The organism is Protofrankia sp. CiP1_Cm_nod4, from assembly GCF_982290645.1.
Map to the genome: position 1 here is coordinate 17,469 of NZ_CEVIVC010000005.1, position 16,711 is coordinate 34,179.

Below are 16,711 nucleotides of genomic sequence, written 5' to 3' on the forward strand. Positions count from 1 at the left end.
TATCTGCTTTGTGTCGGAAATTCGGCTGGTGCGGCGGCTGGTCTGCCGGCCGGCCGGCTGCCGGCAGACCAGCCGCCACCCGGGGGCCCGCTCCCGGGGTCGCCGAGGGCGTGTTACTGATGGACGATGTCCCGGATGCTTCGGTCAGGGTGCTGGGGCCCTGCCGGATCGAGTCGCCGCTGGCGCCGCTGATCGACAACAAGCGGACGACCCAGCACTACGTCGACGAGGACGACCGCGTACTGCTCGACGACACGCTGTCGATGGTTTCCCGGCGCAACGTGTCACTGGACGACCTGCCCGGCTTCGAGCCGGCCGGGGCGCGACGGAAGATCTTTTTTGACCCGTCGAAGACTCGGGTCGGAATCGTGACCTGCGGGGGGCTCTGTCCCGGCCTCAACGACGTCATCCGAGGCCTGGTCCTGGAACTGACCTCCCACTACGGCGTCACCCGGATCTTCGGTTTCCGCAACGGCTACCAGGGGTTCATCGCCCGGTACGCCCACAGCGTGCTGGACCTGACCCCGGAGCTTGTCAGCACCATCAACGAGAACGGCGGAACGATCCTCGGCACGTCCCGGGGCCAGCAGGACCCGGAGGAGATCGTCGACTGCCTGGAGCGGATGAGCATCACCATCCTGTTCGTGGTCGGCGGCGACGGCTCGCTGCGTGGCGCGCTCGAGATCGGCCGGGTCGCCCGCGAGCGCGGGGACAAGATTGCCGTTGTCGGCGTGCCGAAGACGATTGACAACGACGTGCCGTACATCGACCAGAGTTTCGGTTTTCAGACCGCCTTCTCGAAGGCGTCGGAATCGATCCGGGCGGCGCACGTCGAGGCGACGTCGTCGCCCAACGGTATCGGGGTCGTCAAACTCATGGGCCGGCACTCGGGTTTTCTGGCATGTTACGCGTCCCTGGCGAACAGCGACGCGGACGTCGTGCTCGTCCCCGAGGTGCCCTTCAGGTTCGAGGGCGAGGGCGGTCTCCTGCGTTTCCTGCACAGGCGCGTCGAGGAGCGGGGGCACGCGGTCGTCGTCGTCGCGGAAGGCGCCGGCCAGGACCTCCTCGCCCAGGAGGAGCCCCACACGCCCCAGGGCAGCGACGCCTCGGGCAACGTGAAGCTGCGGGACGTGGGCAAGTTCCTCACCCGGCGGATCACGGACCACTTCAGCGCCGCGAAGACGGAGGTCAACCTCAAGTACATCGACCCGAGCTATGTGATCCGCGGCGTGCCGGCCAACCCCTATGACAGTGTGTACTGCATCCGGCTCTCGCATGCCGCGGTGCACGCGGCGATGTCCGGCCGCACCGAAGTGATCGTCGGGCGGTGGCGCCGCCGGTTCGTGCACGTCCCGATCACGATGGCCATCAGCCACCGCAGCCAGGTCGATCCGGCCGGTGACCTCTGGCTGTCGGTTCTGGAGGCGACCGGCCAGCCGGTCCGGTTCTGCTGACCGGCGGCAACCGGCCCGTCCTAAGATGGCTCCGGACGAGAATCCGCCACCCGGCCGGGCCGCCTGGACGGCCGGGAACCCGGGCCCGCGGCAGCGCGAGGTCCCGCGAGGTCCCGCGAGGACCACTGTCGCGCTGCCAGCGGCCCGGACCGGCGGGCGTGTGGGCGGGCCGTGATCGCGGCGACGGTGATTTGTCATCGCGGTGGAGCGGTCGGCGTAAAATCAGCCCGTGCCTGCGTACCAGTACCGTTGCCGTACGTGCGAGACCAGTTTCGAGGTGCGACGCGGCATCACCGAACCGGCCGCCGCCGACAATCCATGTCCGCACGGCCATATCGACACCACTCGGCTGTTCACCGCCGTCGCTGTCAGCCGCGCGGGGTCGGCGTCGGCCCCGCCGCTGCCTGTTCCGTCCGGCGGTGGCGCCTGCTGCGGCGGCGCCTGCTGTAGCTGATCATCGGACGATCCCAGAAGAGCTCTCGTTGTGTATGTGACGTGAACTTGTTGTCATAACTGAGATCTTCATGCCATGATCGGAATTTTCTGTCTTCCTTGATGGGCGGAACTTGTTTAGTCTTACTAAGCAAGTTTTCGATGCGAGGCATCGCCGACGTTCGAGGAGGGGCGCCAGGTGCGGGATACGGATCATGCAGAGCCGACCACGGCGGACGACCGCGACACGGCACGACCGTCCGCCGTGGTCGACGAGCCCACCGCGCCGGGCCGGCACTACAAGTGGATCGCGCTGTCCAACACCACGTTGGGCATCCTCATGGCCACGATCAACTCCTCGATCGTCCTGATCGCCCTGCCGGACATCTTCCGTGGTATCAACATCAACCCGTTGCAGCCGGGCAACACCAGCTATCTGCTGTGGATGATGCTGGGCTTCCTGATCGTCACAGCCGTCCTGGTGGTGACCTTCGGGCGCCTCGGGGACATGTACGGGCGCGTCCGCATGTACAACATGGGTTTCGCGATTTTCGCCGTCTCTTCCGTCCTGCTGGCCCTCACCTGGATGGATGGCAGCGCGGCGGCCCTGTGGCTCATCGGCTGGCGGATCGTGCAGGGCGTGGGCGGGGCGTTCATCTTCGCCAACTCCACCGCGATCCTCACCGACGCCTTCCCGGTCCAGCAGCGGGGGCTGGCGCTGGGCATCAACGTGGTGGCCGGCATCGCCGGTACGTTCATCGGGCTCCTGCTCGGCGGCGTGCTCGCCCCCATCAACTGGCACTACGTCTTTCTGGTATCGGTGCCGTTCGGCGTGTTCGGGACCTTCTGGGCCTACGCCAAGCTCCGGGACAACGGGGTGCGGCAACGCACCGCGATGGACTGGTGGGGAAACGCGACGTTCGCCGGCGGGCTGATCACGCTGCTGATCGGGATCACCTACGGCATCCAGCCCTACGGCGGGCACACCATGGGCTGGACCAGCCCCTGGGTGCTCGGTGCGATGACCGGCGGGCTGGCGGTCCTGGTCGTGTTCGCGGTCATCGAGTCGAGGGTCGCCGAGCCCCTGTTCGATGTGCGGCTGTTCCGCATCCGTTCGTTCACCGCCGGCAACATCGCTTCCCTGCTGGCGTCGCTCGGGCGCGGGGGGCTGCAGTTCGTGCTCATCATCTGGCTGCAGGGGATCTGGCTGCCACAGCACGGCTACAGCTTTGCCGAGACGCCGCTGTGGGCGGGTATCTACATGATCCCGTTGACGATCGGCTTCCTGGTGGCCGCGCCGGTGGCGGGAACGCTCTCCGACCGGTTCGGCGCCCGTATGTTCACGGTCGGCGGTCTTGTCACCGTCATTGCCAGCTTCGTGCTTTTCATGATCATACCGGTGAACTTCTCCTATCCGTCGTTCGCGCTGATTCTGTTCGTCAACGGCATCGGTACCGGCCTGTTCTCCTCGCCGAACCGGGCCGATGTCATGAACGGGCTGCCGGCGAACAAGCGGGGGGTCGGCGCCGGTATGACGGCGACCTTCCAGAACTCCGCCATCGTGCTGTCCATCGGCCTGGTGTTCACACTCATCGTCATCGGTCTCTCCCGGACCCTGCCGTCGACGATGCTCAATGGCCTGCTGGCGCAGGGCGTACCGGACGCGACCGCGCGCACGGTGGCCGGCCTCCCGCCGATCGGCGTCCTGTTCTCGGCATTTCTCGGCTACAACCCGATGGAGCAGCTGCTCACACCGCAGACACTGGCGGCGCTGCCGGACGGTGGTGCCCACGTGACCGGGCACGCCTTTTTCCCGAACCTGATTTCCGGGCCGTTCGCGGACGGCCTCGTCGCCGTGTTCGTGTTCTCGATCGCGACACTGGTGATCGCCGCGGTCGCGTCCTTCGCCGCCGGAACCGGTCAGCCGACGGCACCCGTGTCGGGCGCCGCGCCGGTGGGCGCCGAACCTGTCGGCGCCGGGCCGGTGAGCGCCGAGCCGGTGGATGCCGAGCCGGTGGATGCCGAGCCGGTGGATGCCGAGCCGGTGAACGCCGAACCGGTGAACGCACGGCGGAAGCGGGGCGGGGAGCCGGGGACGGGGCTGATCCCCACCCATCGTCTCGGGAAAGCGGAGTCATCCGGCTATACCGGGTGACGGCCCGGAGCCGGGGGCGTTCCAGCGGCTCCTGCCAGGCAGCTACGCGATGTTCGTCCCGACCTTCGGGCGGGTCTGCGGGACGGAGTGCTGCCAGTCCGCGAGCAACGTCCGGATGCCGGTGACCAGCAGCAGCGGCTGGTCGAGCATGAGATGGTGCCCGGCGAGCGGGATCTCGATGACCGGCGCGACCCGGCCGAGCAGTTCGTACATCTCGGTACCGATGTCCGGGGTTATCAGACCGTGTTCGGCCCGGAACAGCGCGACCCGGCAGCGCACCTCCTTGAGGATCTGCGGGGACGGCCGGCGGCCGCGGAAGATCCCTGGATCGAACTTCCAGGTCCAGCCCCCCTCGACGGCGCCCATGGACGACCGTGCCACATGGTTGACGACGTAGGGCAGCATGTTGGGCTGATCGGGCACGGTCCGGAAGCGGGCCAGCGCCTCGGTCACGGTCGGGTAGACCCGCAGCGGCCCGAACGCCGTGCGCTCGCGGGCGGCCCTTTCCTCGGGGGTGACGTCGGCGACGGGGGCGTCGAGGATGACGATCCCGCTGATCCGCTCCGGGTAGCTGGCGGCGGCCATGATCGATGCCCAGCCGCCCATGCTGTGGCCGATCACGATCGGGCTGCCGGCCAGCTGAGCGTGTTCGGCGACGCCGACTATCTCGGCGGCCCAGTTCTGGAGACTGTAATCGTCACGGCGCCCACTGTCGCCATGGCCGGACATGTCGATGGCGACAACTCGGTATTCGCTGTCAATCAACGGCGCTATGTGGTCCCACCAGCCGGCATGCGCGGAGCCTCCGTGCACGAGGACGATTCCCGGCCGGTCCGGCTCCCCCCAGCATCGGTAACTGATCCGGCATCCCTCGACCTCCGTCGCATACTGTTCGGGCCGCCGCTCGAGTGCGGTCCGGAACCAGCCGGGAGTTTCGATGTTCATGCTCTGTCTGCCATGTTGGTCTGCCGTTCCGGTTATGCGGTGCTGGACGGTGTCGTAATCCAGTCTGGCCGGAATCCTGTCATCGGACGGACCGGGACGGTCCCGATGGCTGGAATCGTCGGATGCGCTCACCTGGCGTGACTGGCAGGGTGGACGGGGTGGTGCCGGCCGAAAGCCGGCACCGATCCGGGATCCGGCCGAGTTCTCCCGGTTTGTGTTCGTCGATATCCGTACGGCACACCGGGGATGCTCTCATGGCTGAATAGCAGCCTTCCTGTGTTGGGTGCCGCATGGTGCTCCCGTGCGATATGGGAACACTGTCGAGCGATATGGTCCCATATTGTGTGGCCTGCCGGCACCGGCCGGCTCACCTGGCTGGGCGGTGTGCGGCGGCGGGTTCACGTCAGGGCCGGCGTCAATACCGACGTCAACCGCTCTGCTCCGGAGCGCAGCGCCGAGCGGGCGTCTCCCACTGCCGGCCTCCGGTCGTCGATCCGGCGCGAGCCGGTGACGCTCGGCCGAGGCCGCCGCCGGTCACTCCCGGCTGGTCGAGACGAATGCCTGGACGGTCCCGGCCGAAAGGACGCCGAGCGGCTGGCCGTCGTCCTCGACCGTGATGGTCGTCTCCGCTGGTATGTCACGCAGTGCCCGATTGACCGCGTCGGTGAGGAAGTCGCGCCAGTCGAGGAAGATCTCCGGCTGGAAGGTGTCGATCACATCCACCAGCGGGCGGGCGGGGTCGGAAAGCCTGTCAAGATCTCCGACAGTGATGATCGATGATCGAGCAAGATCTTTTTCCAGATGAACGAGCCGGGCGTAGCGGACATGTGCGTCACGCATTTCGCGGGCTGCCTCGCCGCCGGTCATCGTGTCCTGGAGCTCGATACAGGGCTCCACCTTGTCGACAAGTTCCACGACACCGGCGAGGCTTCTGACAATCTTGTTCCGTGTCACCTTGTGGCTCCTTCGAGCGCGTCGCGGGCCGGCGGATTCGCGGCACCCCGAGCCCGCGGTCCCGGCGTCCGGGCCCTCCGGGCCTCTCGGATCCGTCGAGCTTTGAAGATCTTCGGGAATTTTCGGATCATCCGCTCCCGCGGCCGGGCCGCCGAGCGCCGAAAATGATCGCGCTGTCCCCGGCCTGGTGCGAGATCCGCTGGAGGCCAGGTCCGGCGCCAGATCACGAGAGCCCCTTCGTGTCCGCTGTGCTCATGGATATCCCGATCGGACTCGTATCCGTAACGAACGGGTCCGTGGCGGTGTCACGGTGCTGGGACGGGACTCGAGACGGGACCAAAGTCCTGGCCGTTCCTGCTCCCCTTATGGGCGCCTTCCCGATACTCTTGCTGTGCGTCCCGGCAGAGCGGTGAGTGATCTGCGTTCCCCCCGTACGTCAGATCATTTCTACCCTCTGCCGGGGCCTTTCATGCTGCCCGCGACCTGCCCTCATGTCTGGTCGGGCCTGATCGGCGGCCACGTGGCGGGCGCATCGGATGCCGCTCGTCCGCGCGAGCCGCGACGGCGGTGGATCCCCCCGAACGGCCAGTCCTTGGTGTCGATTGTGTCGACCTCGCCGACTCTGCCGGATATGAAGGTCTTGCCAGTCTTGCCAGTCTTGCTGGTCTTGTCGGCCTCGTGAACACGTCCAGCGGCCGGGTGTTTCTTCCGAAGATCGATATTACTGTCCGTTTATGTAAACGTGACAGGAGGTAGTCTCCGGTCGTCGGCGAGCCGTAAAATGCGCCTGTCAGCTGATCGCAAGACCATGGTCGTGTTGTTGTGATTCGTACTCGCGGCCGTTGTGGCCGGTTTGTGGGATCGTCCAGGTGACTTGTCCCACTGTGGCCGGACGAGTATCTGTCGGACGGGTATTGGACGGCAATGAGATCTATTATTTAATGGATACGCTAAAACGTAAACCGGGTGCTCGGTGGTCATTCCTGGGCCGGGCGGGCGGCTCTCCGCCGGACGGCCGTGAAAAGGATCAGGGGAGGATGCCCGAGAGCAGGATGATCCTGACAGCCGCACGGTGGGTGAACCGGTAGCGTCGCTGTCCACCGTGCCCGGACCGGCAGGTGGTGACTTGACAGGACGCGGGACTTTGAAGGGGTGCAGATGCAGGTTCCATCAGCGCGGATCGTCTTCCCGGAGGCCGATCGCGCGGAGATTGCGTCGTCGGTGTCGGAGATACTGGCCAGTGGGGCGCTGACGCTCGGCGCGTATACGAGGGAGTTCGAGGCCGCCTTTGCCGCGGCCCACGGCGCCCCTTTTGGCATTGCTGTCAGTAGTGGCACCGCGGCGCTTGAGATTATTCTCCGGGCGCTGGACGTGGCAGGTTCGGACGTCATTATACCCACGAACACCTTCGCGGCCACCGGTTTCGCCGTCCTGCGGGCCGGCGCGGACCTGGTTTTCGCGGACGTGGACCCCGGCACGTTCGCGCTCAGCGCGGCCACCGTGGCCGCTGTACTCACACCGCGTACCCGGGCGGTCGTTCTGGTGCACATAGGCGGCCTGATCACTGCGGAAGCCGACGCTATTCGGGCGCTGTGTGACGAACGGGGCATTTTTCTGGTCGAGGACGCGGCGCACGCCCACGGGGCGAGTCATGACGGCCGCCCCGCGGGGTCCTTCGGCGTGGCCGCGGCGTTCTCGTTCTACCCGACCAAAGTCATAACCAGCGGCGAGGGCGGGATGATACTCACCGCCGACGAGCGCGTGCGGGACGACGCGGTGATATTCCGGGACCAGGGGAAAGCCGGTTTCCTCGGCAACGTCCACATCAAACAGGGCTACGCCTGGCGGCTGAGTGAGCTGCACGCCGTGACCGGACTGGTGCATCTGCGCCGGTTGTCCGAATTCCTTGAGGTCCGCCGCCGGGCCGCCGCCCGGTACGACGCGGGACTCGACCAGATCGACGGGATCGAGCCGGTCCGGGTGCCGGCCGGCGGGTACGGCAACTTCTACAAATATCTGGCCCTGCCGCGTCCGGGCATTGAACGGGCCCGGCTGAAAAAGGAGCTCAAGGAGCGCTACGGCGTGTCACTGTCGGGCGAGGTGTACGAGGCACCCCTGCACCAGCAGCCGGCCTTCGCGTCGTATGCCGGCGGCAACCTGCCGGTCGCCGAGGATCTGTGTGCCCGTCACGTGTGCCTCCCGGTCCACTCGGACATGACCGGGGCCGAGGTGGATCATGTGCTTGCGTCGCTCGCCTCCGCTCTCGAGGCCCTGGCGGTACAGCTCTGACCAGGTGATCATCGTTCGTAGCAGTTCTCGGGCAATTGCACCGGGCGACCCGGCCCGCAACCGACAATTCTGGACGGATGACCATGCGTATAGCCGTCACCGGCGGCTCCGGCTTCATCGGGGCCCATGTAGTGGACCGGCTCGCCGATGCCGGCCATGACGTGATTTCACTCGATCTACAGACGCACAAGACTGATCCACGAGCCGACCGCAGAGCGCTCGACGTTCTGGACCTGCCCGCCGTCACCAGTGCGTTCGACGGCTGCGAGGTGGTTTTCCACCTCGCCGGCATGTCCAATGTCGACCACGCCTTCGCCGACCCGATCCGGACCGTGCGGCTCAATGTCGAGGGCACGGCGAACGTCTGCGAGGCGGCGCGCGTCGCCGGTGTGCGCCGGGTGCTGTTCGCCAGCACCGTCTGGGTCTACGGCGCGGCCGGCGGTGACCCGGACGACCCGCACCCGCTGACCGAGGACGTCGAGTTCGCGCTGGCCCGCGCCGGCCATGTCTACACCTCCACCAAAATAGCGGCGGAGCTGCTGCTCCACAGCTATCAGCAGACCTATGGTGTGGACTTCACAATTCTGCGCTACGGCATTCCCTACGGCCCCGGCATGCGCGACGAACTGGTCCTGGCCCGGTTTCTCCGGAAGGCGCTCGACGGGGAGCCGCTCACGATCGCCGGCGACGGCCAGCAGTTCCGTAACTACGTGTTCGTCCGTGACCTGGCCGACGCGCACGTGCTCGCCATGGCCGACTCCGCACGGAACGCGACGATCGCGCTCGAAGGCGACGAACGGGTCAGCGTGCTGGCGATGGCGCAGGCGGTCCGTGACCATGTCCCCGGCGTCCGGATCGAGCACGTGCCGGCGCGGCCGGGTGACTTCCGGGGGCGGCCGGTGTCGAACGCGGCGGCCGAGGCGCTGCTGGGCTGGCGTCCCACCACCCGGTTCGCCGACGGGGTCCGGCAGTACGTCGAGTGGTATCTGGCCGACCGGCGGCCCACCCGTGACCAGGTGGTCCCGGTACCACCCCGCCAGGCGGCCGACGGCGTCGGCGTCCCGGCATCGTCCGAGTAAGTCATGATCGACGATATGGCCGATGGCCCCACGGGTGGCCCGGTGACGGTCCCGGCCCGGCAGCCCCAGCACGCTGGGAAGCGGGCGTTGCTGCTGTCGGGCTCGCTCGGGATGGGCCACGATGTCATGGCGCAGGCCTGCGCGCACTCGCTGGCCCTGCGTGGGTTCTCCACCCGCACGCTGGACTCCCTGCGCATGATGGGCGGCCGTGCCGGGGCCATGGGGGAGGCCGTGTTCCGGGGGATGCTGGCCGTGCCGGGACTCTACGACGCGGTGCACTTTTCGCAGATGCGGCCGGGCGGCCCGTTGGCGCGGGTGATCGAGGCGGTCGCGTCCCGGTTCCTCGTCCCCAGGCTGGCGTCGACGCTGCGTGAGCAGCCGGTCGAGCTGCTTCTGTCGATCTTCGCGACCGGGGCCGCGGCGGCGAGCCGGATCAAGCCCGAGCATCCTGACATGATCACGGCGGTGTTCTGTACGGATGTCTGCGTCCACCGGCTCTGGGTGCACGACAACACCGATCTGTACCTGGTCACCTCGGCCACGGCAGCGCGGTTCGTCCGCCGGTTCCATCCCCAGGCGCGGATCGCCGTCGTCCCGACGCCGGTGCGCCAGCCCTTCTACGACCCACCGACGCAGGTGGCGGCCCGGGCTGCTCTCGGCATCCCCGCCGACGCGCGCTGCGTACTGCTGATGTCGGGCTCCTGGGGCCTCGGCCCGTTGGTCGACGGTGCCCGGGCGCTGGCCGAGGCCGGTGTGTGGGTGATCGCGGTGGCCGGGCGCAACACCTCGCTCGAGGCCCGGCTGCGGGGACTGGCGCGCACGCGCCAGCAGGTCATCCCGTTCGGCTTCACCGACCGTATCCCCGAGCTGATGGCAGCGAGCGATCTTGTGGTCACCTCGTCGGGGGACACCTGCAGCGAGGCCCGCGTGATCGGGCGCGATCTCCTGCTGCTCGACGTCGTGCCTGGTCACGGCCGGGACAACCTCCAGCTCGAACTCGACCGGGGCCGGGCGGACGTGACCTCCGCGGACACCGCGTCCCTGCGCCGGTCGGTGCTTGCCGCGCTGGACCGCACCAAGCCGCCCTCGGTCCGCGTGGTCGGTACGCCGGACGCCTGGGAGCAGGCGTTCGGCGCCGCGCTCAGTCAGGTCGAGCTCGGTAATGGCTGGTAGGACTGGTAGGAGACAGCCCGTACGGGCGTGGCGTGGCAGCGGAGGTGGGATGGTGGGAGACGTGGGACGCAGCGGTGGCGCACGTACGCACCTCGGCCGGATTCCGGGCGGCGCGTGAACGACGCGCTTGCCGTCGGCGCGCCGATCGCGGTCGTGTCAGCGGCCTTCTACGGGATGGCCCCCATGATCCAGGCTGTCGCGGCGCGGCAGGCACCGCCTGGCGGCGGGCTCGGGCTCGGGCTGTTGCTCCGTCTCACCGTGCGCCCGCTGTGGCTGCTCGGGCTCGCGGTCGAGGCCGGGTCGTTCCTGCTGGAGGTGCTGGCCCTGTCGGTGGCCCCGGTGGCCCTTGTCGCGCCGCTGATGGCGGGCGACATGGTGGTCTTCGCGCTGCTGGCCCGGCGGTTCCTCGGGGAGCGGATCAGCCGGGCCGGCTGGCGCGGGATGGCGTCCATGGTTGCCGGAATCGTCCTGCTCACCTTTGCCTTCAGCCGCGGCGCCGAACTCGGTGACCCGGCGAGCAATCATGATATGGGGCTGTTCCTGGCCTGCGGGCTGACGTTCACGGCCGTGGGCGCCTGGCTGGCGAACCAGGCGGGCAGGGCGGAGCGGGTTGCCCGGGCGGCCCTGCTGTTCGGGCTGTCCGCGGGGGCCTGTTACGCGATCGCGACGTTGGCGACCCGTCAGATCGGCCTCTACCTGGACGATCATGAGCTGGCCCGCCTGCTGGCCACCCCGACCCCGTACGTCCTGATCGTTTTCTCCGTGCTCGCCCTGGGCCTGGAGCAGCGGGGACTGCAGGGGCGGGCGGCGGTGATCGCCTTCCCGGTGACCAGCGGGGTATCGGCCTTCCTGCCGGTGATGCTCGGGCTGACCCTGTTCGACGAGTCGGCACCCGAAGGACCGCGGATGGTGGCCTTCGTCGCCTCCCTGGTACTGGTCGCGGCCGGGATTCTCGGTCTGGGCAGGGACCGGGTGGCAGGCGGCGCGCACGAGCGGGAGCCCCAGCACGAGTCGCACTCCGAACGGCCGCAGTGACTCCGAACGGCCGCAGTGGCGGTGTAGAGAACTCCACTCGTCACAGCGGGTCGCTGATGCCGTCCGCCGGGCGGGGCGGAAGAAGAACGAGACCGCTCTGGCGGGTGCGTTCTTCCCCGGCCTGCCGACGGATCGGATCGGCTCGGCTCGGCTGGACCTGCTGACCGGGACCTTGGCCGGTTGGCGGTCGTGCGTACGGCGGTCAGATCAGACGTGGAACCTTTCCAGCGCCTTGCGGACACGGGAGTTCGCCTGAGCAAAGCTGATCTTTCCGTCGACGTATGCGGCGAGGGCGGTGCGGCGCACCCGCTCGACACGTGGATCCTCCAGCGGGGTGCTGAGCAGGTTAGTCGTGACAGTGGCCACGCTGATCACCTCCCGTTGCGCGGAAACAACAGCGACGAAAAGACCGCCTGACAGCGTCAGGCGTGCAATGAATCCAGAGAAGGGCTCGCGCTCCATGACGATCGTCGTCCGGAGCGCCGCGTGATCGACTACCTACGTCCCGCCGACGCGTGACCGTGGCAACCAATCGGATCTGCAGGCCGGGCGGGAGGGAAGCCTGAGACGCCCCGACCCTGGGGCTTCCGCCCAGTCGATGGCGTTCATGGCACCTGCGCTCCTCCACGGCAACAGCGGGTGTGGATACCCGCCAGCAGGGTCGGGATGACGTCTGCCTGCGTCCGTCGTCAAGACCAACGCTGGAAGAACCACAACCCGACCGGACAGCTACAAGAGTGCGCCGTTGTGAGCCCGATCGCAAGACCCTTTCTGTCAGGTCATCGATCGCATCCTTACAGTGACCATTGTCGCGGCTCGTCGGCCGACCGCTGCGGCTGGCGCCGTCGCGAACACGAAGAGCGTCTGGGCGTGCTGCCCTGGGCGGCCGGCGGCCGGATGGCCGCCGAGGCGCCACAGCGGCTGGCGCCGGGCGGCCACCTGCTGGTCGAGACCAGCGAGCGCCAGGCGGCGCGGACCGTCGAAGCCGTCGTCCGCAACGGGCTGCTCCCACAGGTGGTCACGTCCGACGAACTGAACGCCACCGTCGTCATCGGGACGAAGCCCATCCGGTAGGAGGGCCCCGCACCACGGCCTGCCGGCCGCCCTCCGTCCGGCCGGCAGGCCGTGGTCCCGCATGAGATGAGAGCTCGGGGCCGGGTGCGGACGGTGGGGCGCTGGGCCTTCACCCGACCAGAAAGAGAAAAACAGGAAGAGGAAACAGAAAGAAGAAAGAGGAAAGGTGAAAAGGAACAGGTGAAGATCAGCTCTGCTGTTCCGCCGGAGCGGGACGCAGAACCGCGCCCAGCGGGTGCGGCTCGTCGCCGGCCACGTCCCACAGGACGAGCGCCGCTCGGTCGATACCGTCGACGGTCCGTACGTCCGCGCCTGTTGGCCCGGGTTCCGCGAGATCGTCGGGACGGATCCGGCTGGGCGCGGCTATGTAGTCACCATCGGTGAAGGGCCGGAGGTCGGCGCCGAACGGTGTCGTTTCCGCTTCCTGCCCGGGTGAAATCCTGGCCATAGCGTCACAGCTCCTTTGTCACAGCGTCTGGATGGCGACGATTTCGGCTGTGCCGCCGGGGCCGCTGCTGTTGGTCACCCGGACACGTACCGGCCGGCCGGAAGCCTTGGCGGCGGTGGCGATTGTCAGTACTTCTGATTCGGTCGAGTCCGGCGCGGTGTAGATCCGCCGCCATCCGACATGGCCGATCGTGTAGCGGTACTCGATCCAGGCCGTGCTGCCTCCCGCGAAGACGTTCAGGACGTATGCGTCGTAGTCGATCCACTGGCTTTGGTCCCAACCAGAACGCGGCACGATCGGCCTCCCCCTGTGCGTGGCCCGAGGCGGTGACTTCGGGGCTCGGTTATCAAGGGTATTTTTGTGTCGCCGCTGTGCTATCTCCCATCCGACACAGTCCACTAACCGACCCGGCGGTCCGGTCCCCTCGCCGCCCCGCGTCGAAAGCCGTCGCCATCTCGTCGGGACGCCCGCGGCCGGTCGGGAGCCCTACGATCGGTTTTTGCGGTCGGGGTAGGAAGACCGTGGAAGTTCCGGCAAGTTCTGAGGCTCTTCACAGCGTTTTCCCAGCTTTCACGGTCATCATCCGTGTCCATGAGCTTCACGTGGTATCCGGCTGGCGGGACACGGACGCGCGGGCCGGCCCGCGTCGGCACGGCGGCGCCCACGCGGCAGCCAGATCCTCCCCGCCCGCCGGGAGACCAGGCCGTGCCGGGTGCGGCCCACGGCCGGCACGTGCCGCCGCGCCGCTCCCCGCGCTGGTCCCCGCGGCTCGCCGTACGGCTCGCCCTGGTGGTGTGGGGAGCCGTGGTCGTGGCCCTGTGGTGGTTCGACACCGCCGCGTCCAGCGTGCGCGGCGCCGGGCCGGCCATGACCGCGGCCGGCCGGGTCAGCGGCCTGCTGGCGGCCTACCTGGTGCTCGTGCAGCTCCTGCTCATGGCACGGATCCCCGTTCTCGAACGTGCGGTCGGGCTCGACCGGCTGGCGGCCTGGCACCGTGGGCTGGGCACGAACGTCGTGCTGCTCATCGTCGTCCACGTCCTGCTCACGGTGTGGGGCTACGGCCTGACCACGCATCATCAGCCGCTGTCCGAGCTCGTCACGGTGGTCACCACCTATCCGGAGATGTGGAAGGCGACCATCGGCACCCTGCTGTTCGTGGCCGTCGGAGTGGCCAGCGCCCGCGCGGTCCGGCGGCGCGTCTCCTACGAGGCCTGGTACCTGCTGCACCTCACCGCCTACCTTGCCGTGCTCCTGGCGTACTCCCACCAGACGGCGACCGGCGCGGACTTCGTCGGCCATCCGGTCAACCGGCTGCTGTGGCAGGGGATGTACCTCGCGGTCGCCGGCTGCCTGGTCGTCTGGCGGCTGGTCCTGCCGGCCGTGGCCGTCGGCCGGCACCGGATGGCGGTGGAGCGGGTGGTCCACGAGGCGCCCGGGGTCGTCTCGGTCTGGATCCGCGGCCGTGACCTGCATCGTCTCGGTGCGGTGGCGGGGCAGTTCCTGCTGTGGCGGTTCGCCGCCCGCGGGCATCTCGTCAGCGCGCACCCCTATTCGCTGTCCGCCCCGCCGCGACCGGACCGGCTGCGCATCACGGTCAAGGCCACCGGCGACCACTCCCGCGCGATCGCCCACCTGCGGCCGGGCACCCCGGTCGTGGCCGAAGGCCCGTTCGGGCACTTCACCGCCGAGCACGCCAGCCGGGGCAGGACACTGCTCGTCGGCGGCGGCAGCGGGATCGGACCGGTCCGGGCGCTCACGGAGGAGCTGCTCGCCCGTGGCGACGACGTCGTGGTGGTGCACCGGGTCAGCCGGGCGAGTGATCTCGCGCTGTGGCAGGAGTTCGAGCGGCTGGCCGGCAGCGGGCGGCTGGTCGGCAGCGGGCGGCTGGTCGTCCACCGCGTGGTCGGTTCCCGGCGCGACCTCGGATACGACCCGCTGGCGGCGCGTTTCCTCGTCGCGGCCGTGCCGGACGTCGCCGAACGGGACGTCTTCGTCTGCGGCCCCGCCGGGATGACACACGCGGTCGTCCGGGCGCTGCGCGGCCTCGGGCTGTCCGGCAAGCAGATCCACACTGAGGAGTTCACGCTGAGATGAACGAGAACGCCGGAAAATCCCACCGGGCGCGGCTCGGCCTTGCCGCGCTGCTGGCGACCGTCGGCCTGGTGGTCGGCGCGAAGGCCGCGACCGGGCCCGGCGAGCGGCCCGTGGCGCTCGCCGTCGCGCCGGCCACGGCCGGTACGGGCCAGCGGCCCGCTACGGCGGGAGGTGTCCCGGCTCCGGATCCGGCGGATGAGGCCTCCGGATCCGCTGGTTCGGACGGGCACGACGGGTCCGCCGCCGACGACAGCGGCCGGCCCGCGGGATCCGGATCGGGCGGGGCGGGCGGCGCGACATCCGTCCCGTCGAGCCCCGCCGCCGGCGGCTCGTCGGGCACGGCCACCACCCGGACGGTGACGGGGGACGCCGTGCGCACCCGCTACGGCTTCGTGCAGGTCCAGGTCGTCCTGAGCGGAAAGACGATCACTGATGTGGTGGCCCTGCGGCTGCCGGACCGGGAGCGGCGCGATATCGAGATCAACAACTGGGCGGTGCCGATCCTGCGCCAGGAGGTGCTCGACGTCCAGAGCGCCCGGATCGACACCGTCTCCGGGGCCTCCTACACCAGCGACGGTTACGCGCAGTCCGTCCAGTCCGCCCTGGACCGGGCCGGTGCCTAGCCGGCCGGGCCGGGTCCACGCCGAACCGGTGATGGGCACGGTCGTCAGCATCGACATCCGCCGTCCGCGCGGCGCGGCGGAGCTGGGCCCCTCGGAACTGGACGCGGCGATCGCGGCGGCGGCCGCGGTGCTGCACCGGGCGGACGAGGACTTCAGCACCTTCCTGCCGGGCTCCTGGGTCTCCCGGCTGCGGCGCGGCGAGATCGGCCTCGACGACTGCCCGGAGCACGTCCGCGAGGTGTACCGGCTGGCCGACGCCTGCCGGGAGCGGACCGGCGGCAGCTTCGACCCGGCCTGGCGGGCGGACGGCACCCTGGATCCGACCGGCCTGGTCAAGGGCTGGGCGGCGGACGCGGCGTCCCGGGCGCTGACCGACGCCGGCGCCCCGGACCACTGCGTCAACGCGGCCGGGGACCTGCTGGTCCGGGGAGCCTCGGGGACGGGCCGGCCCTGGCGGGCCGGGATCGCCGACCCCTTCGAGCGGGCCCGGCTCGTCGCGGTGGTCGAGGGCACGGATCTCGCCGTCGCCACGTCGGGCGTCTCGGAGCGGGGCGAGCACGTCGTCGACCCGCGTACCGGGACTCCGGCGAGCGCGCTGGCCTCGGTCACCGTCGTCGGGGCGGACGCCTACGCCACGGCCGCCCTGGCGGACGCCTACGCCACGGCCGCCCTGGCCGCCGGCCACGCCGCGCCGGCCCTGCTCGCCGATCTCGCCCGGCAGGGATGGGCCTGGCTGACGGTCGACGCCACCGGCCGGCTGGCCTGTTCGGCCGGCTTCCCCGGCCAGGTTGCCGCCGCCGCGTCCGCGCCGTCCAACAGGGCTTCCCTATCGGATACACACCGTTCGGGGCAGCTTTCCTCCGCACCTGTCCGGTCCGCTCCCGGCGCTGTCGGGCCTGGATGACCGGCCCGACGCGGGAGATGCGGGAGATGCGGGAGATGCGGGAGATGCGGGA

16 protein-coding genes are annotated in these 16,711 nt (G+C 69.2%); 11 read left to right on the forward strand and 5 right to left on the reverse strand.

Annotated features, from left to right (window positions below; all coding sequences use genetic code 11):
- The first annotated feature begins 119 nt into the window (after positions 1–119).
- From AC5LSR_RS02255 to AC5LSR_RS02265, 3 genes are all read left to right on the forward strand, one after another.
- Positions 120–1,454: an ATP-dependent 6-phosphofructokinase gene (locus AC5LSR_RS02255; RefSeq protein ID WP_250283017.1), complete on the forward strand. Its 1,335-nt coding sequence runs from the start codon at positions 120–122 to the stop codon at positions 1,452–1,454.
- Positions 1,455–1,683: 229 nt separating this feature from the next.
- The gene (locus tag AC5LSR_RS02260) at positions 1,684–1,908 is read left to right on the forward strand and encodes an FmdB family zinc ribbon protein (RefSeq protein ID WP_250283015.1); all 225 of its coding nucleotides are present in this window, start codon (positions 1,684–1,686) and stop codon (positions 1,906–1,908) included.
- 177 nt (positions 1,909–2,085) lie between these two features.
- On the forward strand, positions 2,086–4,041 hold the full coding sequence (locus AC5LSR_RS02265; protein WP_250283013.1) for an MFS transporter: 1,956 nt from the start codon (positions 2,086–2,088) through the stop codon (positions 4,039–4,041).
- 42 nt (positions 4,042–4,083) lie between these two features.
- Here AC5LSR_RS02265 and AC5LSR_RS02270 read toward each other — a convergent pair whose 3' ends face one another.
- Both AC5LSR_RS02270 and AC5LSR_RS02275 read right to left on the reverse strand, forming a co-directional pair.
- Positions 4,084–4,986, reverse strand: a complete 903-nt coding sequence (locus AC5LSR_RS02270) for an alpha/beta fold hydrolase (protein WP_250283011.1) — start codon at positions 4,984–4,986, stop codon at positions 4,084–4,086.
- Positions 4,987–5,520: 534 nt separating this feature from the next.
- The gene (locus AC5LSR_RS02275; protein ID WP_250283009.1) at positions 5,521–5,940 is read right to left on the reverse strand and encodes a hypothetical protein; all 420 of its coding nucleotides are present in this window, start codon (positions 5,938–5,940) and stop codon (positions 5,521–5,523) included.
- Between the two features lie 1,158 nt (positions 5,941–7,098).
- On the opposite strand from AC5LSR_RS02275, the gene AC5LSR_RS02280 reads away from it, so the two are divergent.
- The 4 genes from AC5LSR_RS02280 (at position 7,099) to AC5LSR_RS02295 (ending at position 11,516) form a co-directional block, all read left to right on the forward strand.
- Positions 7,099–8,229, forward strand: coding sequence for a DegT/DnrJ/EryC1/StrS family aminotransferase (locus AC5LSR_RS02280; protein WP_250283007.1), 1,131 nt, complete (start codon positions 7,099–7,101; stop codon positions 8,227–8,229).
- An 83-nt stretch (positions 8,230–8,312) separates the two neighbouring features.
- Positions 8,313–9,308, forward strand: coding sequence for an NAD-dependent epimerase/dehydratase family protein (locus tag AC5LSR_RS02285; protein WP_250283006.1), 996 nt, complete (start codon positions 8,313–8,315; stop codon positions 9,306–9,308).
- Between the two features lie 3 nt (positions 9,309–9,311).
- Positions 9,312–10,481: an MGDG synthase family glycosyltransferase gene (locus tag AC5LSR_RS02290; RefSeq protein WP_250292676.1), complete on the forward strand. Its 1,170-nt coding sequence runs from the start codon at positions 9,312–9,314 to the stop codon at positions 10,479–10,481.
- A gap of 114 nt (positions 10,482–10,595) precedes the next feature.
- Entirely contained in the window at positions 10,596–11,516 is a 921-nt protein-coding gene (locus AC5LSR_RS02295) for a DMT family transporter (RefSeq protein ID WP_250283002.1), read from the forward strand.
- A 207-nt stretch (positions 11,517–11,723) separates the two neighbouring features.
- On the opposite strand, the gene AC5LSR_RS02300 is transcribed toward AC5LSR_RS02295, so the two are convergent.
- A complete protein-coding gene (locus AC5LSR_RS02300; RefSeq protein WP_250292674.1) occupies positions 11,724–11,882 on the reverse strand; it encodes a hypothetical protein in 159 nt (52 codons plus the stop codon).
- A gap of 504 nt (positions 11,883–12,386) precedes the next feature.
- Between AC5LSR_RS02300 and AC5LSR_RS02305 the strand changes: the two genes are divergently transcribed.
- A complete protein-coding gene (locus AC5LSR_RS02305) occupies positions 12,387–12,590 on the forward strand; it encodes a hypothetical protein (protein ID WP_250282997.1) in 204 nt (67 codons plus the stop codon).
- Positions 12,591–12,777: 187 nt separating this feature from the next.
- On the opposite strand, the gene AC5LSR_RS02310 is transcribed toward AC5LSR_RS02305, so the two are convergent.
- Positions 12,778–13,038, reverse strand: coding sequence for a hypothetical protein (locus AC5LSR_RS02310; protein WP_250282995.1), 261 nt, complete (start codon positions 13,036–13,038; stop codon positions 12,778–12,780).
- Positions 13,039–13,056: 18 nt separating this feature from the next.
- Positions 13,057–13,332 (reverse strand): hypothetical protein, encoded by a 276-nt coding sequence (locus AC5LSR_RS02315; RefSeq protein WP_250282993.1) that lies wholly within the window; start codon positions 13,330–13,332, stop codon positions 13,057–13,059.
- 411 nt (positions 13,333–13,743) lie between these two features.
- Here AC5LSR_RS02315 and AC5LSR_RS02320 point away from each other — a divergent pair, with 411 nt between their 5' ends.
- Genes AC5LSR_RS02320 through AC5LSR_RS02330 form a run of 3 tightly spaced genes read left to right on the forward strand, consistent with a single transcriptional unit; the run spans position 13,744 to position 16,659 of the window.
- Positions 13,744–15,132 (forward strand): ferredoxin reductase family protein, encoded by a 1,389-nt coding sequence (locus AC5LSR_RS02320; protein ID WP_250282991.1) that lies wholly within the window; start codon positions 13,744–13,746, stop codon positions 15,130–15,132.
- A complete protein-coding gene (locus tag AC5LSR_RS02325) occupies positions 15,129–15,755 on the forward strand; it encodes an FMN-binding protein (protein ID WP_250282989.1) in 627 nt (208 codons plus the stop codon). Before AC5LSR_RS02320 ends, AC5LSR_RS02325 begins: the two co-directional genes overlap by 4 nt.
- Before the next feature lie 31 nt (positions 15,756–15,786).
- The gene (locus tag AC5LSR_RS02330) at positions 15,787–16,659 is read left to right on the forward strand and encodes an FAD:protein FMN transferase (RefSeq protein WP_250283030.1); all 873 of its coding nucleotides are present in this window, start codon (positions 15,787–15,789) and stop codon (positions 16,657–16,659) included.
- The last annotated feature ends 52 nt before the right edge of the window (positions 16,660–16,711 follow it).